Source organism: Helicobacter pylori, assembly GCF_014497725.1.
In the GTDB taxonomy this organism is placed as follows: domain Bacteria; phylum Campylobacterota; class Campylobacteria; order Campylobacterales; family Helicobacteraceae; genus Helicobacter; species Helicobacter pylori_DE.
Genome location: NZ_JACTGF010000002.1, coordinates 101,882 through 125,999, shown reverse-complemented (window position 1 = coordinate 125,999; position 24,118 = coordinate 101,882). Strand labels below are relative to the sequence as shown.

The 24,118-nt window shown below is 37.7% G+C and carries 24 protein-coding genes and 1 pseudogene; 8 read left to right on the top strand and 17 right to left on the bottom strand.

Annotated features, from left to right (window positions below; all coding sequences use genetic code 11):
* Positions 1–56 precede the first annotated feature (56 nt).
* Genes cagL through H7N69_RS02525 form a run of 3 tightly spaced genes read right to left on the bottom strand, consistent with a single transcriptional unit; the run spans position 57 to position 2,867 of the window.
* Complete coding sequence (cagL, locus tag H7N69_RS02535; protein WP_078243582.1) at positions 57–770, bottom strand: cag pathogenicity island VirB5 family T4SS-associated adhesin CagL; 714 nt, start codon at positions 768–770, stop codon at positions 57–59.
* Positions 767–1,912: a cag pathogenicity island type IV secretion system translocation protein CagI gene (gene cagI, locus H7N69_RS02530; RefSeq protein ID WP_187884702.1), complete on the bottom strand. Its 1,146-nt coding sequence runs from the start codon at positions 1,910–1,912 to the stop codon at positions 767–769. The genes cagL and cagI overlap by 4 nt, the downstream gene beginning before the upstream one ends.
* Before the next feature lie 10 nt (positions 1,913–1,922).
* Entirely contained in the window at positions 1,923–2,867 is a 945-nt protein-coding gene (locus H7N69_RS02525) for a sodium:calcium antiporter (protein WP_232260174.1), read from the bottom strand.
* On the opposite strand from H7N69_RS02525, the gene H7N69_RS07860 reads away from it, so the two are divergent.
* Positions 2,854–3,051 carry a hypothetical protein gene (locus H7N69_RS07860; protein WP_000562353.1) on the top strand — a complete coding sequence of 66 codons (198 nt, stop codon included), beginning with the start codon at positions 2,854–2,856 and terminating at the stop codon, positions 3,049–3,051. The two genes, H7N69_RS02525 and H7N69_RS07860, sit on opposite strands and share 14 nt — an antisense overlap.
* On the opposite strand, the gene cagG is transcribed toward H7N69_RS07860, so the two are convergent.
* The 6 genes from cagG to cagB form a co-directional block, all read right to left on the bottom strand.
* Positions 3,052–3,480 carry a cag pathogenicity island type IV secretion system translocation protein CagG gene (cagG, locus tag H7N69_RS02520; protein WP_000855883.1) on the bottom strand — a complete coding sequence of 143 codons (429 nt, stop codon included), beginning with the start codon at positions 3,478–3,480 and terminating at the stop codon, positions 3,052–3,054.
* Positions 3,481–3,534: 54 nt separating this feature from the next.
* The gene (gene cagF / locus H7N69_RS02515) at positions 3,535–4,341 is read right to left on the bottom strand and encodes a type IV secretion system chaperone CagF (protein WP_079375799.1); all 807 of its coding nucleotides are present in this window, start codon (positions 4,339–4,341) and stop codon (positions 3,535–3,537) included.
* A gap of 1 nt (position 4,342) precedes the next feature.
* A complete protein-coding gene (gene cagE, locus H7N69_RS02510) occupies positions 4,343–7,294 on the bottom strand; it encodes a cag pathogenicity island type IV secretion system ATPase CagE (protein WP_187884700.1) in 2,952 nt (983 codons plus the stop codon).
* Positions 7,295–7,302: 8 nt separating this feature from the next.
* A complete protein-coding gene (gene cagD, locus H7N69_RS02505; RefSeq protein ID WP_187884699.1) occupies positions 7,303–7,926 on the bottom strand; it encodes a cag pathogenicity island type IV secretion system protein CagD in 624 nt (207 codons plus the stop codon).
* A gap of 1 nt (position 7,927) precedes the next feature.
* Positions 7,928–8,275 carry a cag pathogenicity island type IV secretion system protein CagC gene (cagC, locus tag H7N69_RS02500; protein WP_187884698.1) on the bottom strand — a complete coding sequence of 116 codons (348 nt, stop codon included), beginning with the start codon at positions 8,273–8,275 and terminating at the stop codon, positions 7,928–7,930.
* A gap of 142 nt (positions 8,276–8,417) precedes the next feature.
* On the bottom strand, positions 8,418–8,645 hold the full coding sequence (gene cagB / locus H7N69_RS02495) for a cag pathogenicity island protein B (RefSeq protein WP_000428886.1): 228 nt from the start codon (positions 8,643–8,645) through the stop codon (positions 8,418–8,420).
* A 430-nt stretch (positions 8,646–9,075) separates the two neighbouring features.
* Between cagB and cagA the strand changes: the two genes are divergently transcribed.
* Positions 9,076–12,624 carry a type IV secretion system oncogenic effector CagA gene (gene cagA / locus H7N69_RS02490; protein ID WP_187884697.1) on the top strand — a complete coding sequence of 1,183 codons (3,549 nt, stop codon included), beginning with the start codon at positions 9,076–9,078 and terminating at the stop codon, positions 12,622–12,624.
* Between the two features lie 62 nt (positions 12,625–12,686).
* On the opposite strand, the pseudogene H7N69_RS02485 reads toward cagA, so the two are convergent.
* Positions 12,687–12,791 (bottom strand): annotated as a pseudogene (locus H7N69_RS02485) (RNA-guided endonuclease InsQ/TnpB family protein); the annotation flags it as partial.
* Between the two features lie 103 nt (positions 12,792–12,894).
* Here H7N69_RS02485 and H7N69_RS02480 point away from each other — a divergent pair.
* Positions 12,895–13,269 carry a C-terminal helicase domain-containing protein gene (locus H7N69_RS02480; RefSeq protein WP_332246420.1) on the top strand — a complete coding sequence of 125 codons (375 nt, stop codon included), beginning with the start codon at positions 12,895–12,897 and terminating at the stop codon, positions 13,267–13,269.
* A gap of 156 nt (positions 13,270–13,425) precedes the next feature.
* Here H7N69_RS02480 and murI read toward each other — a convergent pair whose 3' ends face one another.
* Both murI and rho read right to left on the bottom strand, forming a co-directional pair.
* Complete coding sequence (gene murI / locus H7N69_RS02475) at positions 13,426–14,193, bottom strand: glutamate racemase (RefSeq protein WP_187884696.1); 768 nt, start codon at positions 14,191–14,193, stop codon at positions 13,426–13,428.
* Positions 14,194–14,232: 39 nt separating this feature from the next.
* Positions 14,233–15,549: a transcription termination factor Rho gene (gene rho / locus H7N69_RS02470; RefSeq protein ID WP_079299152.1), complete on the bottom strand. Its 1,317-nt coding sequence runs from the start codon at positions 15,547–15,549 to the stop codon at positions 14,233–14,235.
* A 264-nt stretch (positions 15,550–15,813) separates the two neighbouring features.
* Between rho and rpmE the strand changes: the two genes are divergently transcribed.
* The 5 genes from rpmE to H7N69_RS02445 are packed head-to-tail and all read left to right on the top strand — an operon-like array spanning position 15,814 to position 19,397.
* A complete protein-coding gene (rpmE, locus tag H7N69_RS02465) occupies positions 15,814–16,017 on the top strand; it encodes a 50S ribosomal protein L31 (protein WP_000715278.1) in 204 nt (67 codons plus the stop codon).
* 24 nt (positions 16,018–16,041) lie between these two features.
* Positions 16,042–16,905 (top strand): 16S rRNA (cytidine(1402)-2'-O)-methyltransferase, encoded by an 864-nt coding sequence (gene rsmI / locus H7N69_RS02460; protein WP_128039740.1) that lies wholly within the window; start codon positions 16,042–16,044, stop codon positions 16,903–16,905.
* A 12-nt stretch (positions 16,906–16,917) separates the two neighbouring features.
* Positions 16,918–17,601 carry a 23S rRNA (guanosine(2251)-2'-O)-methyltransferase RlmB gene (gene rlmB, locus H7N69_RS02455; protein WP_187884695.1) on the top strand — a complete coding sequence of 228 codons (684 nt, stop codon included), beginning with the start codon at positions 16,918–16,920 and terminating at the stop codon, positions 17,599–17,601.
* A 12-nt stretch (positions 17,602–17,613) separates the two neighbouring features.
* Positions 17,614–18,579, top strand: coding sequence for a sialidase (locus H7N69_RS02450; protein ID WP_187884694.1), 966 nt, complete (start codon positions 17,614–17,616; stop codon positions 18,577–18,579).
* Complete coding sequence (locus H7N69_RS02445; RefSeq protein ID WP_033761426.1) at positions 18,576–19,397, top strand: hypothetical protein; 822 nt, start codon at positions 18,576–18,578, stop codon at positions 19,395–19,397. The genes H7N69_RS02450 and H7N69_RS02445 overlap by 4 nt, the downstream gene beginning before the upstream one ends.
* A 70-nt stretch (positions 19,398–19,467) precedes the next feature.
* On the opposite strand, the gene H7N69_RS02440 is transcribed toward H7N69_RS02445, so the two are convergent.
* The 5 genes from H7N69_RS02440 to fabG form a co-directional block, all read right to left on the bottom strand.
* Positions 19,468–19,905 carry a hypothetical protein gene (locus tag H7N69_RS02440; RefSeq protein ID WP_000234650.1) on the bottom strand — a complete coding sequence of 146 codons (438 nt, stop codon included), beginning with the start codon at positions 19,903–19,905 and terminating at the stop codon, positions 19,468–19,470.
* Positions 19,906–20,381: 476 nt separating this feature from the next.
* Positions 20,382–21,320, bottom strand: a complete 939-nt coding sequence (gene accA, locus H7N69_RS02435) for an acetyl-CoA carboxylase carboxyl transferase subunit alpha (protein ID WP_001029404.1) — start codon at positions 21,318–21,320, stop codon at positions 20,382–20,384.
* A 21-nt stretch (positions 21,321–21,341) separates the two neighbouring features.
* The gene (locus H7N69_RS02430) at positions 21,342–22,580 is read right to left on the bottom strand and encodes a beta-ketoacyl-ACP synthase II (RefSeq protein ID WP_033609287.1); all 1,239 of its coding nucleotides are present in this window, start codon (positions 22,578–22,580) and stop codon (positions 21,342–21,344) included.
* A gap of 312 nt (positions 22,581–22,892) precedes the next feature.
* Positions 22,893–23,129 carry an acyl carrier protein gene (gene acpP, locus H7N69_RS02425; RefSeq protein WP_001163105.1) on the bottom strand — a complete coding sequence of 79 codons (237 nt, stop codon included), beginning with the start codon at positions 23,127–23,129 and terminating at the stop codon, positions 22,893–22,895.
* Positions 23,130–23,354: 225 nt separating this feature from the next.
* Positions 23,355–24,098, bottom strand: a complete 744-nt coding sequence (fabG, locus tag H7N69_RS02420) for a 3-oxoacyl-ACP reductase FabG (protein WP_053575987.1) — start codon at positions 24,096–24,098, stop codon at positions 23,355–23,357.
* Between the last annotated feature and the right edge of the window lie 20 nt (positions 24,099–24,118).

Here is a 24,118-nt window from a genome sequence, read left to right as displayed (position 1 = left end):
ACAACTAGAGAAACAAATCCCAAAAATGAGAAATCATAGCTTGTCATCTCAGAAAATCATTTGACAATGATCTTACTTGATTGCCTTTCTTGTAGGTATTGTCGCTTACTTTGTTCTAGGGATCTTTCTAATGCGTCCAACTCCTCTAAATAATTTAAAAAGACCTTGTTTTGAGCTAACATAAGCTTTCTGATTCCTTTGATGAAATTTTTATTTTTTAGGCTTTCTACAAGCGTCTGTGAAGCAGTGATTAAAGAAGCTGTACCTCCAATGTTGCTCTGATACGCCTTTAGGGAAGTTTCTAAACGCTCTCTTATATTTTGTTTTTCTTGCTCGATTTTCAGCTTCCCCTCACAATAAAGAACTAAAATTTTATCGGATATTCCGCATTGCTGTTCAGCAGTCTTTTGGTCTAAGGGATTGATTTTCATATAGGTTAATAAAAGTTCAGGGCTAGACATATAAGTCTTAAAAATCACATCTTCTGAGATGAAAAATAACTCATTCGCTTCAAAATTGGCTTTCAACAACGCTAAATCTCCTCTCAAAGCCATGGCCGCTTTTTTGATGTTTAGAGCATCTTCTTCACCCATTTTATCATTAGCACTAGGGCTAGTGGTTGAAAAAATCTCATCTAAGTTTTTGAGTGCTTGTTGGTTGGTCTCTTGGTAGGTGCTATCCAGTTGCTTTAAGCCGCTTGTTATATCTTCTGCCATCAAAACAGACAATAGCAAAAAAGAAAATAGGGTATTTTTCACGAGTGTTTTCATTTGACAATAACTTTAGAGTTAGCAATGTTTCTTGCTGTCGTTTCTCTCTCTAATTTCAATTGTTCTTCCCAAAGGTCGGCTTTTTTTTCAAGATTTTCTATATAGTTTAAATGATTTTCTGCGTTTAAGATAGCAGCTTCTATGAGCGCGTTCAAATCTACTGATCCTTTTAAGGTTTTGATTTCTCCATTGATCCCATTCAAATAAGCGATATTTTGAAAATCTGCATCACTCAGTTTATTTTGAATAAGGGCTACGATCATTCTGTAATTCTGAATAACCTGTTCCATAAGGCATGCTGAAATTTTTAGCCCATCAAGATAGGGGCATTTTGTGGGTGCTAGAGTGAATGTTTCAATGATTCCAAATGGTGTGCCCATGCTTGAAAAAAAACTAAGAGCAGGCGCATAGATGGCGCTTTGAAACAAAGCCTGACCTGTTAGGGAATTATAGTCAATAAGGGTCGCTTTTTTCATAGCCTCTTTCAACCATGTTTCAAAACCTTCTAAGGCTTCTTCAAACGCCTTGATGCCGATCGTATTGTAAGCGATGTATTTAGCGTTATCAGAAGAACTTCCTAGAGCTTGAGAAAGCATTTCCATTTGTGTTTTTAGAGTAACGCTCGGTTCAAAGCTGTTTTTTAACGCTTCTAAGAGAGCGTTTTGCTGATTCATTTTGAGCTTGATTATTTCGTTATTTTTTTGGAGTGCGATTTGCATGTTTTGGATTTCTGTTTGGGTGTTAATTTTTTGTTTTTCCACGATTATTTTGACATTCCCCCCCAATGCGCTAAGCGCACTTGAATACCCTTCCATGACGCCAAGCAAGATGTCTGAACCTGCAAAAAACCCCCCTGTCATGCCATTGACACCATTAATAACGCCATTAGCCCCTTTTAACATAGCGCTCATGGTTGCAAGCTGGGTTCTCAATTCTCCCTCTATTTGCGCTTGAATGGCTTTTTCTTTGGTACTAGATTGAGCTTCTATGGCTTTTAATTCGGCTTGAGCGGTTTTTTGTTTGGCTTGTGCGTCCGCCTGAATGGCTTTTAAGGCAGGTTCAAGCGTCATTACTACCTCTGCACCATTCAAGGACAAGCCACAAAAAGTCAAGAAAGAAAGTATGCTTAAAAAACACTTCACATCTCTTTCCTCACTTCACGATTATTTTAGTTTGCACCCTTTCTGTTAAGTAGCTATCTTTTTGCCCCTTAAGCTTGTCTTTGATGTAATCAAGGTAAGTCAAATGCGATTTCAAAAAAGATTTATTCGCTACTATATTGTAATTATATAGCGAGCTTATGTTAGAAATCGCTTGAGTGTCATAGGTGCTAGTAGCTAATCCTGATTGACCGAGTATCATTTGAGAAGCGTTCTGCAACAAATTGGTATTGTTTTTCACAAATTCTATATAGTATTCTCTCAAAATTTCTGCTACTTTTTCAGCATAGCAATAAACGGCAAGAACTTTGTCCCCAATAGGGCATGCAGGGGTGGTCATAGGATTAACGCCTGAAGTTAGGGCATTAGTGGCTAACGCTTGGTATTTAGCATAAACAGTGGGCATAGAAACGCTCATAGGAGTCATAGAAATTTGCATGCAACTGAAAAACACTTTTGATGAGCCAACAAGTGCGCCTAAAGCGGTACAGCTATCAAGGGAATCGGCTGTATCATTCATTGAGCTGTTGCTTGCTTGAGAACGCAGTTGCTCTTGTAGAGCTAGGGCGTATTTTGGTGCTGCACTTGTAATATTGCCTAAGATGCCGCTCATCATTTCAACTGTTGTTGGCACGCTAGGAACAGCGATTTGATTCGTCGCATAAGCTTCAATAGCGCTAGGATTTTTAGGGGTAGTGTTACTCGCTAAAATGCTTGCAATCTGACTATTGACAGCACTAATTTGCGCGCTTTGCGTGCTACCTTGCGCGTTAAATTCCCCTGTTAATTTGCTGATATTTAAGATATTGTTCCCTACAGCCATGCTTTGATCGTTAAAACCTTGATACAATTGGTTGTATTGTTGGTTAGCGGCTTTCATAGGCATGCTTACGGCTTCAGCGATGCTTTGATTGTATTGGGTCATGATAGCGGTCATTTGCGGGTTAGTAAATCCCACAACAATAGGAATAATCGCTGCTGACATAGCGCCCGCTACTATTCCTGCAAATGGCCCTGCGACACCACTTGTGCTTGAGATGATTGAGGAAATTTCCGATAAGAAGCCTGCAGAAGATGATTCATATATAGCTTGTGTGCCTGCCATGTTAATACCCTCCTAGTTAATACCCTAATATCGGTGGTAAAAACGATGAATCTGAGTATGTTGGTGCATAACCATACATGAAAGGATTGTTTGGACCGTAATCGCCCATCATTTGGCTCATGAGAAGATTTTGAATGCCCCACATCGCATTGATACCTAGATTATCATTAGGTTGAAAACTCCCTAAACTTATGTCGTCAAACTTGATATTAACATTCTTATCATTATAGTCATTGAGTATGGCCACTTTTTGCTCTAGGGTTTCTTTAGGGATCTCTATTTTTAGCTGATCTCTAGAAACAAGCCCCACGCTATTTAGCGCCATATCTTCAGGACTAATATCTTTTATATCCGTGTTTTGGTCAGCGTTAAGCGGAGCGTTAAACATGCCAATGATAAGACACCAAGCAAATAGTAATTTAATTTTATAAAAGTTCGTTTTCATACTTTTGACTCCTTTATTCTTATTTTTAGCATTATTCTAGCGCATTAACACCACTCAATCGCTGTTTTTGTTTTGATTTTCTTGATCGAGCATTTTGTTTGTTACTTCATCAATGTTTTGAAAATATTTTTCAAAAAGCTCTTTCTTTTTAGCTTCAACGCTCATATCAGTTTGAATCCAATTAGGAATAATGGAGTCCATGATCAAATGCGTGAAGTCATAGGCATGATTGGTTGGGTATATTTTGTTCTGAACATAGTATTCTAAAAAATTTGCTTGAACAAAAAAATTCTCTATATCGTTCTGCATATCCTCGCTTATGTTGTTATTGATAGGTTTTTCTAGTAATCTGAGAATCCTATACGACTGCCTGATAGTTTCTAGCATGAAGTAAGCATAAACATAAACTAATGAAACAAAAGAATTATTGGCTTTAAACGAGCTTGCATCATTTTTCCCACTTTGAAGAGGAATCAATCTTGATAATGTTTTTTGGGGATCTTGCCCATCGTTTATTTCTTTAAAAAAGCGGAAGTCTAAATCCTGATTACTGAGAAATGACTTGACAAAGTGAAGATTAGCGTTAAGACTATCTATGAGACCTGAATAAAGGTGTTCTGTTTTGACATCATCTATATTCAAAACATTCTCATAAAATACATTGACATGGTCTTCTAAGAAATTAGAAAAATCATAAAGAGCGGTAAGGTTTTGTTCAGTGATTTCACCTTCCATTTCTTCTTCTATGAAGTCCAATTCCTCTCTCAGTTCAAAAAGGTAATTAGAAAAACTATCCAAAATCGTCAAGACATCATTTTCCAAAATTTTCAATAATTTTTGTTCGCGCAAACTTTGTTTCATTTTAATACTCCTTTATTTGTTGATACATTTGCCTCAAGGCCTGATATTTATCTATGATACTATGGTTTTGGATAATCTTGTCAATTTCTTTGACAAATACAGTATCTGTGGATAAAATTTTCAAATATTCTTTAGGAATGCCTCTCAAATTAAAACTAGCGATAACGCTAGGGCTTCCATCCTGTTTGTAGAGGATTTTCCTATCCAGCCCCTTAGTGATGATTTCAAATTCTTTTTCTGTAACATTAGCTAATCTTTGGTAATCAGAAAGATTACCCCCATCGTTTCTCAAAAAAATCTTTGTAGGGCATTGTTCTCTAATCGTATCAGCAATAGGGCAAGCCAAAAGATCAGTGATGCTTTGAGTCGCAAGCCTGACAATAGCGTTTCTTTTCCTTGCAGTTTTTAGCATGTCTCTTACAAAATAAGCGACCTTTGGATCGCCTAAATATTTCCAAGCTTCATCAATATCTAAGACAAATCTACGCCCATCCATTGCCTCTTGGATACGAGCGAAAAGGTAAAAACAAATAAAGGGCGAAACATCATTGTTGTCTAAGAAACTTGACCCATCAACGCCAATAATCGTTTTTGAAAAATCTAAGCGATCCGTTGCTTTATTATCAAAAAGCCATTGAAATTCACCATTGGTTGATTTGCAAAAAGGCGCTAATCGCGCGACAAGCCCATTAGGATCATTGTGGTCTTTTCCGAAAGCATTAATAAGTTGAGTGATAGGATAATCTAGGTTCATATCTCCTGTGATAAGGTTGGTTACTGCCGCTGCAAGCGTATTAGAATCTGCTAGGCTAAAAGAGATGCTGTTGCCATTTTCATCTTTTTCATCGCTTTTGGTCGCTAGGTTTTTCACAAGCTCTTTGACAACAGAAATAGCTGTTTGTTTTTGCTCCATTGTTGCATTTGTTTTTTGCACACAAGCCGCCCAAGCAAAAGGATTTAATCCTGTATCTGTCCCTAGTTCAATCTTGACATACTCCCCACCCATTGCGACAATATTCCCATAAGCGCCATAATCTTTATCCATATAGACCATAGTGAGCTTTTGCTTGTCTTTGCTGACATTAGCAGGAAAATTGTGAACAAATTGTCCCATAGCGTTCAAGGTCATTGACATAAACACTGTCTTACCTGAACCGGTTGAGCCAAGTATCAAAGTGTGTCCTGCTGAAGCTGAACCAAAATCAGTGGGCATGTGGAAGTTCAGATAAAAAGGCGAATTGATCTCGCTTTTTAGCGTCATCACGCTATTACCCCAAGCGTTATTATGTTGATTGCCATCAAAACTCATCGCTCTCATCGCTATGAAATCAGCAAAATTGTTAGAAGTTACGTCAAAAATAAAAGGAAGCGTGATAAAAGAGCAATGTTTGGCAAAAAAGTAATTTTCCATAGAGAAAGTCGCTGCGTTGGCTAAAAAACCTTTAGCGTTAAGACTAGAGACGCATTCCTTAACGCTTTGTTTCATTTTTTCAAAGCTATCAGCAAACAGCACTAAAGAATTACCATAACTGCCTAGCGTAATATCACCATTACCCACCAATTCGCTCAAGCAACCCAAAGTCATGCCTTGCTCTTTGGAGCCTCCACTAATAATAATCCTTCTAGAGGTGAAAGCTAGTTTGTCCTTTAAAACTTGTGAGTTTTTAGGCGAATAAGCATGCATAAAGATAAATTCGCTGTCTAGAGCGTTGATTTTATCAAACAAATCGCTCTGTGATTTAGGGGCGTATTCACTGATCTCAATAGCGCTAAAATATTTTTCACTCAAGTCATCATTCAAGATTTTTCCATGCTTATTAGCAAAATAAACTTCTTTCACCCCACCATGCATTTTTTCTTTGAGATACAAGTCTTTTCGGTTGCAAATAAAAGGGGCTTCATTCATTCCCACCAAAAAATTATAAAACTCGCATTGTTTGGAGTAAATAATGCCATCTTTGGTGTATTCTTTTAATCTAATGGGGTGGTATTTACTCAGTAGCTCTTCTATGAGCTCTATCCTATCCTTGAAGTTTTCAAGCTTGGCTCTAATAATCCTTTGAAACTCTTCAAAATTATTGTCTGCAAAATGCTTTTTATTCATAACGGGTTCATTGAGAGTGTCTAATAAATCTTGCTCTATGGTGAGATAAAAACTAATATCATAAAAACTTTCTCTCTTTTGCTTCTCATTATAGGCTCGCATGAAATCATTAGAAAAAGCAAGACTATAATCCCTATTGGTTTCATCAATAACGATTTTCTTTTTAATAGTGTGAAAATAAAATTTGAATTCAGGGGTAACAAAATTCCTAAAAACGCTATAAATAGAAGCGTGTAACTCTATGAGATCTTTTTTGGAAGTGGTTAAAAAATCAATGCCCCCCAATTTGATTGTGCCTAAAAGAGAATAGTTGTTAGTAAGGATCACCCCATCATCTAAAAAACATTCATAGTTATTCGCTAGATAGGAATTTGCAGCGCTCACAAGTCTGTCTTCTCTGTTTGGATTTAAGTGGATGTCATTAGCCATTTCTTTACTAGGCTTCATGGAAAAAATGCTCATGAACGCTTTGTTTTTCACGCCCTTAAACAAAAAAGGTTTTTTAAATTTCATCGCTCGCTCCATTCTTTGATAAAGCCTGTAATCTTTCTTGAATCCAAGAGCTACAAGCACAATAACAATCGCTACAATCAAAACAGGTTCATAGGCTTGAAAAAGAATAACAGATAATACAATTGTTACAAACAATATAAATATGGAGGAATAAATAAAAGTTTCAGGGAAACCAAACAACCTATTCCCCCCATCAAACAAGACTTTAAAAAAAGGATTGACACCCTTTTGCATGTCTGCTTTAAGCTCTTCTATTTTTTGAAACTGCCGCTTTTGAACCTCTTGCTCTATGATTAGCTTTTTTTGTTCGTCAGCCTGCTTGCTTGCCACAAACACCTCTCTCTTTATAGATATACCGCTTCACATGTAATCGTATAAAAGATTTTTTTGAGAGACTCTACGGTGCTAATATGTTTCAAAAGATCATTAGGATCATAAGAATTGAATACGGCCAATAAAACATTATACAGCTTATCATCGCATAAAATTTCTCTTGTTTCCCCACGCAATGACAGAAAGCAGCGTTGTTTGTTGGTCGTGCTGATGCTTTTGAAAGTAAAAAAGTCTTTCACTTCAGGATTGATCTGTAATTCTACATTCAGTCCCATTTCTTTACCCTTTTCATCAAAGATTTTTTCAATAATGGGATCGTAATGCTTCAAATCCTTTATTTTTTTAAGGACTCTATTGACAATCACGAAATCAAAAACTTCATCTTTGATAATATCGGGATTGACTTCTTTGAAAGTTACTTTCTTGTCTTTCAAATTTTTGATAGTCGCCTTGAAACTATCAAAATCTAAATTCGTATAAACAAGCCCATTAGGAGTGTTTTTTTCTTTTTCTAGCGCTTCTTTTTTGGCTTGATTATCGTCATTTGCTGACCCATACGAACTGAAAACAACGAAACTTAAGAGAACTTTCAAAAAAAAGCCTCTCAGTTTTTTATTACTATTATTGTTGATCAATTTAGCTAGCTCCTCCACTTTCGCTAATATTGAAGCCAAACTTAGTGCTCAAATAGATAATACCGCCTGCCACCGCTAACATAGCTATGGGCTGCACGTAAGCAAAAACAGTCGCCTGACCTCTTTTGATGTCATCAGAGATTTTCCAAATATCCGCTATGCCTTTGACCCCTAGAGCGCAACCACCTACGATCGCTAGAACAGAAATGATCTGAATAACCAAAGTTTTAGTCTCAGTAACGCCTGTTGCAGGACTGTCAACCGCCATTAAAGGATTGGTTGTCATCACTAGCCCTAAAGTTACTACAACTTTCTTGTAGCTGTCAGTGATTCTTGTAAAAAATTTCATGCGTTTCCTTTCAAATTGAAATCAATCGTTTGAGTATATCAAAAAAAAGTATTTTTACACTATTCATACAAGCGCTACTTCATAATTTAAATCAAAACCGACGCTTTTGTTTGGCAATTGACTCAATTTAGAAACAATAAACCTACTTGTCCCAACCATTTTTCTTTCTCAAGTCGTTGTAGAATTGTAGATCTTTAGGATCTTTGATGTATTTTTTAATCGTCTCAGGTTGAAACCTAAAAACAAGCAGAAACAAACCCAAGCTGATCAGAGTGAGGATAAAGCTCCATTTTAAGCAACTCCATAGACCACTAAAGAAACTTTTTTTGAAGCTGTCTTTGAAAATCTGTCCTATTGATTTGTTTTCCATTTTGTTTCCCAATGTGGATCTGTGGATCACAAACGCTTAATTATACATGCTATAGTAAGTATGACACACACAAACCAAACTATTTTTAGAACGCTTCATGCACTCACCTTGCTTCCAACCATAACTTTAAGCATTGCATTTGAATTTCTTCTTGAAGGTTCATTTCTTATTTCTTGTTCTTATTAAAATTTGTCTATTTTAGCAAATTTTTGTTAATTATGGGTAAAAATGTGAATCGTCCCTAGCCTTTAGACGCCTGCAACGATCGGGCTTTTTTCAATATTAATGAAAAAATGCCAAATATTCTAAATATTGTGGTATAGTGATAATGTTCAAAGGCATGAACTGACCACTCAAAGGGTGTAGCGGTTTTTAGCAGTCTTTGATACCATACCGATAGGTATGAAACTAGGTATAGCAAGGAGAAACAATGACTAACGAAACTATTGACCAACAACCACAAACCGAAGCGGCTTTTAACCCGCAGCAATTTATCAATAATCTTCAAGTGGCTTTTCTTAAGCTTGATAACGCTGTCGCTTCATTTGATCCTGATCAAAAACCAATCGTTGATAAGAACGATAGGGATAACAGGCAAGCTTTTGATGGAATCTCGCAATTAAGGGAAGAATACTCCAATAAAGCGATCAAAAATCCTACCAAAAAGAATCAGTATTTTTCAGACTTTATCAATAAGAGCAATGATTTAATCAACAAAGACAATCTCATTGATGTAGAATCTTCCACAAAGAGCTTTCAGAAATTTGGGGATCAGCGTTACCGAATTTTCACAAGTTGGGTGTCCCATCAAAACGATCCGTCTAAAATCAACACCCGATCGATCCGAAATTTTATGGAAAATATCATACAACCCCCTATCTCTGATGACAAAGAAAAAGCAGAGTTTTTGAAATCTGCCAAACAATCTTTTGCAGGAATCATTATAGGGAATCAAATCCGAACGGATCAAAAGTTCATGGGCGTGTTTGATGAATCTTTGAAAGAAAGGCAAGAAGCAGAAAAAAATGGAGAGCCTACTGGTGGGGATTGGTTGGATATTTTTTTATCATTTGTATTTAACAAAAAACAATCTTCTGATGTCAAAGAAGCAATCAATCAAGAACCAGTTCCCCATGTCCAACCAGATATAGCCACTACCACCACCGACATACAAGGCTTACCGCCTGAATCTAGGGATTTGCTTGATGAAAGGGGTAATTTTTCTAAATTCACTCTTGGCGATATGGAAATGTTAGATGTTGAGGGCGTCGCCGACATTGATCCTAATTACAAGTTCAATCAATTATTGATTCACAATAACGCTCTGTCTTCTGTGTTAATGGGGAGTCATAATGGCATAGAACCTGAAAAAGTTTCATTATTGTATGCGGGCAATGGTGGTTTTGGAGCCAAGCACGATTGGAACGCCACCGTTGGTTATAAAGACCAACAAGGTAACAATGTGGCTACAATAATTAATGTGCATATGAAAAACGGCAGTGGCTTGGTCATAGCAGGTGGTGAGAAAGGGATTAATAACCCTAGTTTTTATCTCTACAAAGAAGACCAACTCACAGGCTCACAACGAGCATTGAGTCAAGAAGAGATCCGAAACAAAATAGATTTCATGGAATTTCTTGCACAAAATAATGCTAAATTAGACAACTTGAGCGAGAAAGAGAAGGAAAAATTCCGAACTGAGATTAAAGATTTCCAAAAAGACTCTAAGGCTTATTTAGACGCCCTAGGGAATGATCGTATTGCTTTTGTTTCTAAAAAAGACCCAAAACATTCAGCTTTAATTACTGAGTTTGGTAAGGGGGATTTGAGCTACACTCTCAAAGATTATGGGAAAAAAGCAGATAAAGCTTTAGATAGGGAGAAAAATGTCACTCTTCAAGGTAACCTAAAACATGATGGCGTGATGTTTGTTGATTATTCTAATTTCAAATACACCAACGCCTCCAAGAATCCCAATAAGGGTGTAGGCGTTACGAATGGCGTTTCCCATTTAGAAGCAGGCTTTAACAAGGTAGCTGTCTTTAATTTGCCTGATTTAAATAATCTCGCTATCACTAGTTTCGTAAGGCGGAATTTAGAGGATAAACTAATCGCTAAAGGATTGTCCCTACAAGAAACTAATAAGCTTATCAAAGATTTTTTGAGCAGCAATAAAGAATTGGTTGGAAAAGCTTTAAACTTCAATAAAGCTGTAGCTGAAGCTAAAAACACAGGCAACTATGATGAAGTGAAAAAAGCTCAGAAAGATCTTGAAAAATCTCTAAGGAAACGAGAGCATTTAGAGAAAGAAGTAGAGAAAAAATTGGAGAGCAAAAGCGGCAACAAAAATAAAATGGAAGCAAAAGCTCAAGCTAACAGCCAAAAAGATGAGATTTTTGCGTTGATCAATAAAGAGGCTAATAGGGACGCAAGAGCAATCACTTACGCTCAAAATCTTAAAGGCATCAGAAGGGAATTGTCTGATAAACTTGAAAATGTCAACAAGGATTTGAAAGACTTTAGTAAATCTTTTGATGAATTCAAAAATGGCAAAAATAAGGATTTCAGCAAGGCAGAAGAAACACTAAAAGCCCTTAAAGGCTCGGTGAAAGATTTAGGTATCAATCCGGAATGGATTTCAAAAGTTGAAAACCTTAATGCAGCTTTGAATGACTTCAAAAATGGCAAAAATAAGGATTTCAGCAAGGTAACGCAAGCAAAAAGCGACCTTGAAAATTCCGTTAAAGATGTGATCATCAATCAAAAGGTAACGGATAAAGTTGACAATCTCAATCAAGCGGTATCAGTGGCTAAAGCAACGGGTGATTTCAGTAGGGTAGAGCAAGCGTTAGCCGATCTCAAAAACTTCTCAAAGGAGCAATTGGCTCAACAAGCTCAAAAAAATGAAAGTCTCAATGCTGGAAAAAAATCTGAAATATATCAATCCGTTAAGAATGGTGTAAACGGAACCCTAGTCGGTAATGGATTATCTGGAATAGAGGCCACAGCTCTCGCCAAAAATTTTTCGGACATCAAGAAAGAATTGAATGAGAAATTTAAAAATTTCAATAACAATAACAATAATGGTCTCAAAAACAGCACAGAACCCATTTATGCTAAAGTTAATAAAAAGAAAGCAGGACAAGTAGCTAGCCCTGAAGAACCCATTTATACTCAAGTTGCTAAAAAGGTAAATGCAAAAATTGACCGACTCAATCAAATAGCAAGTGGTTTGGGTGGTGTAGGGCAAGCAGCGGGCTTCCCTTTGAAAAGGCATGATAAAGTTGATGATCTCAGTAAGGTAGGGCGATCAGTTAGCCCTGAACCCATTTATGCTACGATTGATGATCTCGGCGGACCTTTCCCTTTGAAAAGGCATGATAAAGTTGATGATCTCAGTAAGGTAGGGCTTTCAAGGAATCAAAAATTGGCTCAGAAAATTGACAATCTCAATCAGGCGGTATCAGAAGCTAAAGCAGGTTATTTTGGCAATCTAGAGCAAACGATAGACAAGCTCAAAGATTCTACAAAAAACAATTCTGTGAATCTATGGGCTGAAAGTGCAAAAAAAGTGCCTGCTAGTTTGTCGGCGAAACTAGACAATTACGCTACTAACAGCCACACACGCATTAATAGCAATATCCACAATGGAGCAATCAATGAAAAAGCAACCGGTATGCTAACGCAAAAAAACCCTGAGTGGCTCAAGCTTGTGAATGATAAGATAGTTGCACATAATGTAGGAAGCGTTCCTTTGTCAGAGTATGATAAAATTGGCTTCAACCAGAAGAATATGAAAGATTATTCTGATTCGTTCAAGTTTTCCACCAAGTTGAACAATGCTGTAAAAGACGCTAAGTCTGGCTTTACGCAATTTTTAACCAATGCATTTTCTACAGGATATTACTGCTTGGCGAGGGAAAATGCGGAGCATGGAATCAAAAATGTTAATACAAAAGGTGGTTTCCAAAAATCTTAAAGGATTAAGGAATACCAAAAACGCAAAAACCACCCCTTGCTAAAAGCAAGGGGTTTTTTAACTTAAAATATCCCAACAGACACTAACGAAAGGTTTTGTTCTTTAAAGTCTGCATGGATATTTCCTACCCCAAAAAGACTTAACCCTTTGCTTAAAATTAAATTTGATTGTGCTAGTGGGTTCGTGCTATAGTGCGGAATTAATTAAGGGTTATAAAGAGAGCATCAACTAGAAAAAACAAGTAGCTATAACAAAGATCAAGTTCAAAAAATCATAGAGCTTTTAGAGCAAATCAATCGCGCTCTTAACCAAAGAAAAATCAGAAAAACCATAGGAATTATCACACCTTATAATGCCCAAAAAAGACGCTTGCGATCAGAAGTGGAAAAATGCGACTTCAAGAATTTTGATGAGCTCAAAATAGACACTGTGGATGCCTTTCAAGGCGAGAAGGCAGATATTATCATTTATTCCACCGTGAAAACTTATGGTAATCTTTCTTTCTTGCTAGATTCTAAACGCTTGAATGTAGCTATTTCTAGGGCAAAAGAAAATCTCATTTTTGTGGGTAAAAAGTCTTTCTTTGAGAATTTGCGAAGCGATGAGAAGAATATCTTTAGCGCTATTTTGCAAGTCTGTAGATAGGTAATCTTTTCCAAAGATAACCATCAGACATTTCGCTTCAAAACGCTTTTTCAAAACGCTTTCATAAATCTCTCTAAAGTGCTTTTTATAATCAACACAATACCCTTTATAATGTGAGCTATAGCCCCTTTTTGGAATTGAGTTATTTTATTAGCGTTACAATTTGAGCCATTCTTTAGCCTGTTTTTCTAGCCAGATCACATCGCCGCTCGCATGAAATTCCACTTTAGGGAATGCGTGTGCATTTTTCTTAAGGGCGTAATTTTGTTGCAAATATTCCACAATAGCATCGCCCGAATGGATGAGTAGGGGGGGCGTTGAAAGGGCAAAATGCTCCATAAAATAGCCCTCAATTTTTTGAGCGATCAAGGGAAAATGCGTGCAACCTAAAATAATCACTTCAGGTAAAATCTTTAAGGGAGTGAAATAATAACGCATGCAAGTCTCTAACAATTCGCCCTCTAAAATACTTTCTTCAATCAAAGGCACAAAAAGAGAAGTGGCTAAATGCGAAACGTTCAAATAGCCTTGTTGTTTTAGGGCGTTGTCATAAGCGTTAGATTGAATCGTCGCTTTTGTCCCTAGCACTAAAATAGGGGCGTTTTTATCTTCTACTTGTTGTTTGATCGCTAAAATGCTTGGCTCAATCACGCCCACAATAGGGATTTTGGAATGCTTTTGCATCTCTTCTAAAGCCAGAGCGCTCGCTGTGTTGCATGCCACAATCAACAATCCAATCTGGTGCGGTTTGAAAAAATCCAAAGCCTCTAAGCCAAATTGCTTGATCGTGGTGGGGTCTTTAGTGCCATAAGGCACTCTAGCGCTATCGCCATAATAGATGATTTCATCAAATAATTGCGCTTTTAAAAGGCTTTTTAAAACGCTAAACCCTCCCACACCGCTATCAAAAACGCCTATTTTCATGACACTTTTTTTAATTTAATGGGATTTTAATGAGGGATTTTATTTTTCATTCATTAAGTTTAAAAATTCTTCATTGTCCTTAGTTTGTTGCATTTTAGAATACACAAAGCTTAAGGCTTCTATGTCATCCATTTGTTGCATCACATTCCTTAAAACCCACACTTTAGTCAATCGGTCTTTACCAAGTAAGATATTATCTTTTCGTGTGCCGGATTTTAAAATATCAAAGGCCGGATAAATACGCCTGTCCGCAATATTCCTTGCTAAAACGATTTCGCTATTCCCAGTGCCTTTAAATTCTTCAAAAATCACCTCATCCATTCTAGATCCCGTTTCAATCAACGCCGTAGCGATAATCGTCAAACTCCCGCCTTCTTCAATATTCCTTGCGGCCCCAAAAAAGCGCTTGGGTCTGTGCAAGGCGTTCGCATCTACGCCCCCACTTAAAACCTTACCGCTTGAAGGCGTTACAGCGTTATACGCTCTGGCTAAACGGGTGATAGAATCTAATAAAACCACCACATCTTTACCCATTTCCACTCGCCTTTTAGCCCTTTCTAAGACTAATTCAGCGATTCTTATGTGGTTATTGGCGGGCAAATCAAAAGTGGAGCTAAAAACTTGACCTTTAACGCTTCGTTGCATATCCGTAACTTCTTCAGGGCGCTCATCCACTAAAAGGATAATCAGCTCCACTTCAGGGTGGTTAGAAGTGATGCCTTGGGCGAGTTCTTTCATCAGCTCCGTTTTCCCTGTCCTTGGTGGTGCAACGATCAAAGCCCTTTGGCCTTTCCCCACAGGGCTGAATAAGTCTAGCATTCTGCCGGTAACTTTAGTGGGTTCGTATTCTAATTTGATTTGTTCATCAGGGAATAGGGGGGTTAGATTGTCAAACAAAGGGCGGTTTTTGATCTCATCTGAAGGCAAGTAATTGATGGCTTCTATTTTTAAAAGGGCGTAGTATTTTTCCTGGTCTTTGGGGGATCGCACTTGACCGGTAACAATATCGCCATTCCTTAAAGCAAAACGCCTGATTTGAGAAGGGCTGACATATGTGTCGTTATGCCCGTCTGAAAAACTTCCATCAAACCCTCTTAAAAAGCCATAGCCATCAGGCATGATTTCTAAAATCCCGGTAAAAAGAATGTATCCGCCTTGCGTGACTTGGGTTTTTAAAATTTCAAACATCAAGTCTTGTCGTTTGAATTCTTGGGGGTTTTCCACTTTGAGCTTGTTAGCGATTTCTAAAAGCTTTTCAGTAGGGTAGGCGCGTAAATCTTCAATGTGATAACCGCTCACTGGCGTGTGGGTTTTGACCTTGTGCGAACTTTTGTGCGTAGGCGCGTTTTCGTTCATTAAATTTCCTTTTAATTAAAAAGAGGTTTCTAGTTGTTTCAATTAAGATAAAAATACAAAAAGCTAAAGCATTCTTAAAGAATTAGTGTAATCAAAAGATGCTAATAAGTGGCGCATGCCACAAGCGTTGAATTTCGTAATGCTTCGCTATGCTATCATAATTTTTTTAACAAAGTCAAATTTTATTTTAACTTTAGAGTGGTTTTAATTTATTATGACTTATGCTATAATTTTAAGTTTAAATTTAAGAATAAAGGATACTTGATGAAAAAAGGCATTCACCCCGAATACATCCCATGCAAAGTTACTTGCGTAACGAGTGGGAAAGAAATTGAAGTTTTAAGCACCAAACCTGAAATGCGTATTGATATTTCTAGCTTTTGCCACCCTTTCTATACCGGTAGCGATAAGATCGCTGACACTGCAGGGAGAGTAGAGAAATTCAAGCAACGCTACAATTTGAAGTAACTTTTTTAAAAAGCGTGGCTTTTTGTGTTGTATTTTTTGCCCACCCCAATAGGTAATCTCGCTGACATCACGCTACGCGCTTTAGAAGTTTTAGAGCGTTGCGAGGTTTTTTTATGCGAGGATACAAGGGTGAGTAAGAGGCTGTTGCACTTGCTCGCACAAAACCCTATTATTAGCCATTCTTTCCCTAATATCGCTGCTAAAAAAAGGGAGTTTATCGCTTTCCATTCACACAACGATCAGGAATTTTTAAACCAAATAAAGCCTTCTTTTTTTGACAAAGAAATCGCTGTGATGAGCGATGCAGGCATGCCAAGTTTGAGCGATCCAGGCATGAGTTTAGCCGCTTACGCTTTAAAACACAATATCCAATACGATGTTTTGCCTGGGGCTAACGCGCTCACTACGGCATTTTGCGCGAGCGGGTTTTTAGAAGGGCGGTTTTTTTATGCTGGCTTTTTACCCCATAAGAGCAAGGAAAGGCGCTTAAAAATCGCTAAAATTTTAAACGCTTTAGCGTATTTGGAGGAAAAAACCCCGGTGGTTTTTTATGAAAGCCCGCACCGATTGTTAGAGACTTTAAAGGATTTAAACGATCTGGCTAAAGGCATGCATTTGTTTGCAGCTAAAGAGCTTACCAAACTCCACCAGCAATATTATTTAGGAGAGGTTTCTCAAATCATAGAGCGGTTGCAACAAAATAATATCCAAGGGGAGTGGGTTTTAGTGCTTTTGAATGAGAAAAAAATAGAGCCTTGCATGGGGCTATCAGCGTTATTGGAATTGGATTTACCTCCTAAAATTAAGGCTAAAATTGAAGCCGCTATGACACAAAAAAACGCTAAAGAGCTTTATTTCCAGCGTTTGTTAGAAGAAAAAAATCAATAAAAGGGGTTTAGCATGCAAGCAGTAATTTATGGCAAGCAGGTGGTTATGCATATTCTAAACTCTCACAAAGAAAAATTGCAAGAAATCTATCTTTCTAAAGAAATAGACAAAAAGTTTTTTTTCGCGCTCAAAAAAGCATGCCCTAATATCATCAAAGTAGATAATAAAAAAGCGCAAAGCTTGGCTAGGGGGGGGAATCATCAAGGGGTTTTAGCTAAAGTAGAACTGCCTTTAGCTACTTCTTTAAAAGAAATTAAAAAAGCTCAAAAACTTTTGGTGCTTTGTGGCATTACGGATGTGGGGAATATTGGGGGTATTTTTAGGAGCGCGTATTGCTTAGGAATGGATGGCGTTATTTTAGATTTTGCTAGAGAGTTTGCTTATGAGGGGATTGTGCGATCCAGCTTGGGGCTTATGTATGATCTGCCTTTTAGCGTTATGCCTAACACGCTGGATTTGATCAATGAATTGAAAACGAGCGGGTTTTTATGTTTGGGCGCAAGCATGCAAGGCTCTAGCCAAGCAGAAAATCTGTCCTTAAAAAAATGCGCTCTTTTTTTGGGGAGCGAACATGAGGGGTTGTCTAAAAAAATCCTTGCTAAAATGGATGCTATATTGAGTGTAAAAATGCGAAGGGATTTTGATTCGCTCAATGTGAGCGTGGCAGCAGGGATCTTAATGGATAAAATCAACTAGGTGGTCAATTGAATGGAACAGAATAAAAAAAGTTTAGAAAATTTAGATCTTTCTGATGTTCAAAACGTTTCTAAAGATATTTCTGGCGCGGCATTAGAAGAATTATCGCTTAAAAATTTAGATAAAAATTTGCAGATTCTAAAAGAAGTTGGAGTGGCAGAAATTTGCAAGGCGACTAAAATCGCTTCTAAAAATATCCATTCTATCTTGGAAAAACGCTATGAGTCTTTATCAAGGGTGCATGCTAGGGGTTTTATACAGATTTTAGAGCGCGAGTATAAAATTGATTTGAGCGCATGGGTGAAAGAATTTGACAAAGTGTGTGTTTTTAAAGAGGGCGTGGGAGAAGAGCAAAAACAAGAAACAAGCCCTGAAGAAACAACCAAAAACCCTTTGAAAGTTGAGATAGATTATAGCATCAATCAAGCCAATACTTCATTATCCAAAAAGTCTTCCAAATGGAAACCCTTTGTTATCGTTTTAGGGGTGGTTGTTATTATTTTAGTGGTCGTTATCATTCAAAACAGCTCTTCTTTAAAAGAAGAGAGAGAGCAAGAAAGCGCTATTAAGCCCGACACCAAAAATAGTCCTTTCAATGAAGTTAGTCCTACAGAAGAAAAAAAGTTAGAGCCAACGCCTAAATTAGAAGAAAAACCAAAAGAACAAGACAAGCAAGGCAAAGAAGCGATCAAAGAAAATCCTAATACCATTTACATTATCCCTAAACGAGATATTTGGGTAGAAGTGATTGATTTGGATGAGAAAAAAAACTCTTTTCAAAAGGTTTTTAAAAAAAGTTATCCTTTAGAGGCTAAAAACCACCGCTTGTTGTTACGCTTTGGGCATGGGCATCTTATTCTTAAAAACAACCATCAAGAACAAGATTATAACGACAGCAAAACTAGGCGGTTTTTATACGAGCCAAATAAAGGCTTAACGCTCATCAATGAGGCCCAATACAAAGCGCTCCAGCAATGAACAAGCTTTTTTTAGCTTTTATTGTTGGGGGAATGCTTTTAAACGCTGATGCTTTAAATGATAAGATTGAGAATTTAATGGGGGAGCGATCCTACCACATGAACAAGCTTTTTTTAGAGCGTTTGTTTAAAAATCGTAAGGATTTCTATGAAATGGGGCGTTTGGATTCCTTAAAATTGCTTAACACTCTCAAAGAAAACGGGCTTTTATCGTTTAATTTTGACAAACCAAGCGTGTTAAAAATCACTTTCAAGGCTTCAAGTAATCCCCTAGCGTTTGCCAAAAGCATCAACAATTCTTTGAACATGATGGGGTATTCGTATGTTTTGCCTATTAAAATGCAAAGTTCTTCAGGCGAGAATGTTTTTTCATACGAGCTTAAAACGGAATACGTTTTAGACCCTAACATTTTGATAGAGACGATGAAAAGGCATGGTTTTGATTTTATAGATATTAGACGGGTGTCTTTAAAGGAGTGGGAATACGACTTTGCCTTACAAAAGATCAAGCTCCCTAACGCGAGAGCCTTAGTTTTGAGTAGCGATCCTGTGGAGTTTAAGGAAGCGAGCGGGAAATATTGGCTGAGCGTGAATCAAAACGCGTATTTAAAAATAAGCTCCAATAACCCTTTGTGGCAACCCAAAATCATTTTTTATGATGAAAACTTAAAGATCATTCAAATCATTGCTAAAGAAAACAGACAACAAGAAATCGCTCTTAACTTGCTTGATGGCGTGCGTTTTATCCATATCACTGACGCAAAAAACCCTATCATTTTAAAAAATGGGATCAGCGTGGTTTTTGATGCGATGCCTTAAGTAGGGGTAACCCTTATTTAATTGATTGGGATATGAGAAAATACGCTTTTAGATTTGAAAAAAGAGAGCCTTAATAATAGCGATCCACCCAATATTTACCAAAAAAAATCTTTTGTATCACACAGCCCACCAATAGATCAGCTCCCGCTTCTATAAAAAAGACAGCCCACCAATTAATGAAACCAAACCATACAAAAAATAAATGTGCTGGTAAAGCGCCAAGCAATAGTGAAACGCCGCTCACAATAGAAATTCCAAAGCGGGTTTTAAAGATCTTACTTTTTTTGCCAAACGCCATGTCTGCTACAAATTCCCCACTAAAAGAAATCAAAAACCACCCAATCAAATGTTCAGGCATCAATAACCAAGCAACTGCGCTACTTCTATTAACCGCTGTAATGACAAGAAGTGAGAAAAAATACACGCTTGAAGATGCAAAATGCCTGCCCCTATTCCTTAAAGACCAATTCCTAGAAAAGCGGCTTTTGATTTTTTCATGTATAACCATGGGATTTCTTTCTTTTTTAAAATACCATTAGACCTAACTTTTGTATTGTAAAATAAGAATGCTTTCATTCAATACGCTGAGCATGATGATTGTCTTTTTATATTCAAACAAAAGGAGAGAGATAGCAGATTGGTAACATAATGATGTTTTTTATATTATTTTACAAACTATGTAAAATATCTGCTTTTTTCTAAAATGATAGCAAGTGGTGAAAAATTTGGCTTTGTCCTCATTGAGCGTTGGTTGTCAAATCTAAAAAGTATTGCATTTTTTTAAAGATTGGATAATAGAGAGCTTGATTTTATTAAGCGGTATTTTTTAAAGCGGTCTTTAGGGGGGATTTTAGTTGGAGAATTATTTCAAAACGCCCCTTATTTCCTTAAGAGAATGAGTTTAAAATAAAGTTTAAAAACACAATTTTTAAAAGTTAAAGAACCAGCTATCAGTATTTTATTAAGGCAAAGTTTTTTATAGAGCTAATTCATGCCCTCCACAAACGAGCCAAGCGACATCAATTTTTGATAGCGGTTGTCAAGGAAATGAGGGTCTTGTTGGATAGTCCTTAGAGCGTCTAAAAAATACTCTTTGATCGTATTAGCGGCTGAAAATTTGTCTCTATGAGCCCCTTTGCTAGGCTCTAAGATAATATCGTCAATAAGCCCTGCCTCCTTTAAGTCTCTGGGTGTGATTTTCATCGCTTTAATAGCCACTTCAGTCTTGCTAGGGTCATCCCAAAGAATCGCCGCACAACCTTCTGGGGATATAACGCTAAAAATGGAATATTCCATCATAGCCAATTTGTCAGCCACCGCAATCGCTAGCGCGCCACCACTGCCCCCTTCACCGATAATTACAGAAATAGTAGGGACTTTTAAAGAGGCGAACTCTTGGAGGTTTTTAGCGATCGCTTCACTCTGGCCTCTTTCCTCTGCACCAATCCCCGGATACGCCCCGGCTGTATCCACAAGCATTAAAATAGGCAAATTAAATTTTTCAGCAAACTTTGCCATTTTCAAAGCTTTACGATAGCCACAAGGGTTAGGCATGCCGAAATTTCTTAAGAGCTTGTTTTTAGTCCCTCTGCCTTTTTCTTCTCCGATCACCACAACCGGGACATTATCAATTTTCCCTATAAAGCACACGATCGCTTTATCATCGTTATAATGCCTATCGCCAAAGACTTCATATTTATCTTTTAAGATGAGATCAATGTAATCCATAGCGTAGGGTCTGTCAGGGTGTCTTGCTAATTGGAGTTTTTGAAAGTCTGTGAGATTGGAGTAAATGGTTTTAACTTCTTTATCCAATCTTTTTTCTAAGATTTCTTTAGCGTCCTCATCGCCTCTAATGAGAGCTAGTTCAATTTCATTTTGAATCTCTTTAATATGATTTTCAAAATCTAAATAGATCGCCATTCACAAAATCCTAAATTAAAACTAGGCTTTTTTGAAAATCACAACACCATTAGTGCCACCAAAACCAAATGAGTTACTCATCACCGCATCCACTTGCTTTTCTCTGGCCGCATTAGGGATATAATCCAGATCGCATTCTGGGTCAGGCGTTTCTTGATTGATGGTAGGAGGTAAAATCCCTTGATTCATAGCCATGATAGAAATAACGGCTTCTAACGCGCCCGCAGCACCCAAGCAATGCCCAATCTGCCCTTTAGTGGAACTAACAGGAGGGACTTTTTCTTTAGAGCCAAACACATTTTTTAGAGCGATGCTTTCATACCAATCGTTATAATGTGTGCTAGTCCCATGGGCGTTCACATAGCCTACTTCCACTTTCGCCATTTCTAAAGCCATTTTCATGGCTCTAAAAGCCCCTTCACCCTCAGGGGCTGGGGCTGTGATGTGGTTAGCATCGCCGCTCTCGCCATACCCGGCAAATTCCGCATAAATTTTAGCCCCTCTTTTTTTCGCGCTCTCGTATTCTTCAAGCACTAAAGCCCCAGCGCCTTCGCCCATTACAAAACCATTGCGATCCTTATCAAAAGGTCTTGAAGCTTTTTTAGGCTCATCATTCCTTGTAGAAAGGGCTTTAATGCTCGCAAACCCTCCAATCCCTACAGGACAAATGGTGGATTCTGCTCCCACGACTAGCATTCTATCAGCCCCATTAAGCAAAATGGTTTTAACGGCTTCAATAATCGCATGAGTGCCTGCTGCACAAGCCGTTACGCTAGAAAGGTTAGGCCCTTTAATGCCAAACTCAATGGAAGTGAAACCTCCAATCATGTTCACTAACGCAGAAGTGATAAAAAAGGGATTGACTTTTCTAGGACCTTTTTCAAAACAAAAAATAGAATTCGCTTCAATATTGCCTAACCCGCCAATCCCAGAGCCAGAGCTTACACCCATGCGATTTGCCAATCCTTCAGGGCATCTATTGTGAGCGTCTAAAATCCCACTATCTTTCATCGCCTCTCTTGTGGCTTTCAAGGCTAATTGAATGAAACGACCCGCCTTTTTAACATCTTTGGGATTCATCACCTCTGTAGGGTCAAAGTCAGTGATTTCTCCAGCAATACGCACAGGAAACGCGCTAGCATCAAAACTTTCTATGTGTTTGATACCGCATTCTCCCTTAGCGATCGCTAAAAAAGAATCTTCTTTATTTAAACCTAGCGAATTGATCATTCCCATTCCAGTTACTACAATCCGACGCACCAATAGCTCCTCATTTCAAAACTTTAATTCAGTGAAAGCACCCCTTGCTAAAGCAAGGAGCTTCCTAACTAAAGCATTCCATTGAATGCTAACACGAAAGGCTTTGTTCTTTAAAGTCTGCATGGATATTTCCTACCCCAAAAAGACTAGCGGTATTTTAACCTCTTTTAGCTTGAATATAGCCTAACAGCTATGCACTTATATCTCTGACCTAAAGGATGGAGTTTTTCGTGCTGTTGGGATAAAACTAGATTTTAGCTAAAGCTAAATTTTTGACTAAAACCTGGAGACAAACGCTCCAAGTTAAAAAGATTAAGCTAGTTTATTGTCCTCAATATACTTCACTACATCGCCCACATTGACGATTTTTTCCGCTTGCTCATCAGGAATCTCAATGTTAAACTTTTCTTCTAACGCCATGATTAATTCCACGACATCTAAAGAGTCCGCACCCAAATCCTTCACAAATTCCGCCTCTGGCGTAACTTGCGCCGTATCCACATTCAACTGCTCAGCAATAACTGCTTGAATATCTTCAAATAAAGCCATGATTAAAACTCCCTTGTTTTGTAAAAATTAAATCAACCATTCATTGGAGCGTTTATTTTTGCTCCAAAACATCTAAAATCCTATACAACAAATAAATTACAATGAGAAACAATATTAAGTAAATAATCCCCATTTGATAATAACCTCTTTGTTTTAGAATAACCTCATAATGTTAGCATGATTTTTGCTACTTACAAACTTTTATCGCTAAAAGAATGTTTAGGACTACATATAAAGCCCGCCATTGACTTTGAGAGTCTCCCCAGTGATGTAACTAGAGTGATCGCTCAAAAGAAACGCTACCGCTTCTGCCACTTCCTTAGCAGACCCTAGTCTGTTTAAAGGAATGTTTTTAACATAATCCGCTTTGAGTTCGTCTTTCAAATTAGCGTTCATGTCGGTTTCTATAAAGCCTGGCGTTACAGAGTTGAAACGAATATTCCTTAAAGCTCCCTCATAAGCAAAGGACTTGCTCATCGCAATCATCCCCCCCTTACTCGCTGAATAGTTTGTCTGCCCCATATTGCCTCTTTCACCAATGATAGAAGCGATATTGACCACGCTCCCAAAACGACTCTTACTCATCACTTTTAAAGCCTCTCGGCAACCTATAAAGGCTGAAGTGAGATTATTTTCAATGACATGGTGAAAGTCTTCTGTTTTCATTTTGATCGCTAATTTATCGCGCACCACACCAGCGTTATTCACCAAATAAGACAAACCTCCATCGCTTTGAACAATGGTTTGTATCGCTTCAACAAAATCGCTTTCAGAAGTCGCATCAAATTTAATAACGGCCGCTTTATAGCCTTTTTCTTCAAGCTCATTTTTCAAAGCGTCAGCCACTTCAGCATTACTGCGGTAATTGATCCAAACTTTCAGCCCCATAGAAGCGAGAGTTTTAGCGATTTCGGCCCCAATGCCTTTAGAAGCCCCCGTAATGAGAACATTTTTCCCTGTGAATTGCATTATTCAATAATCCTTAAATT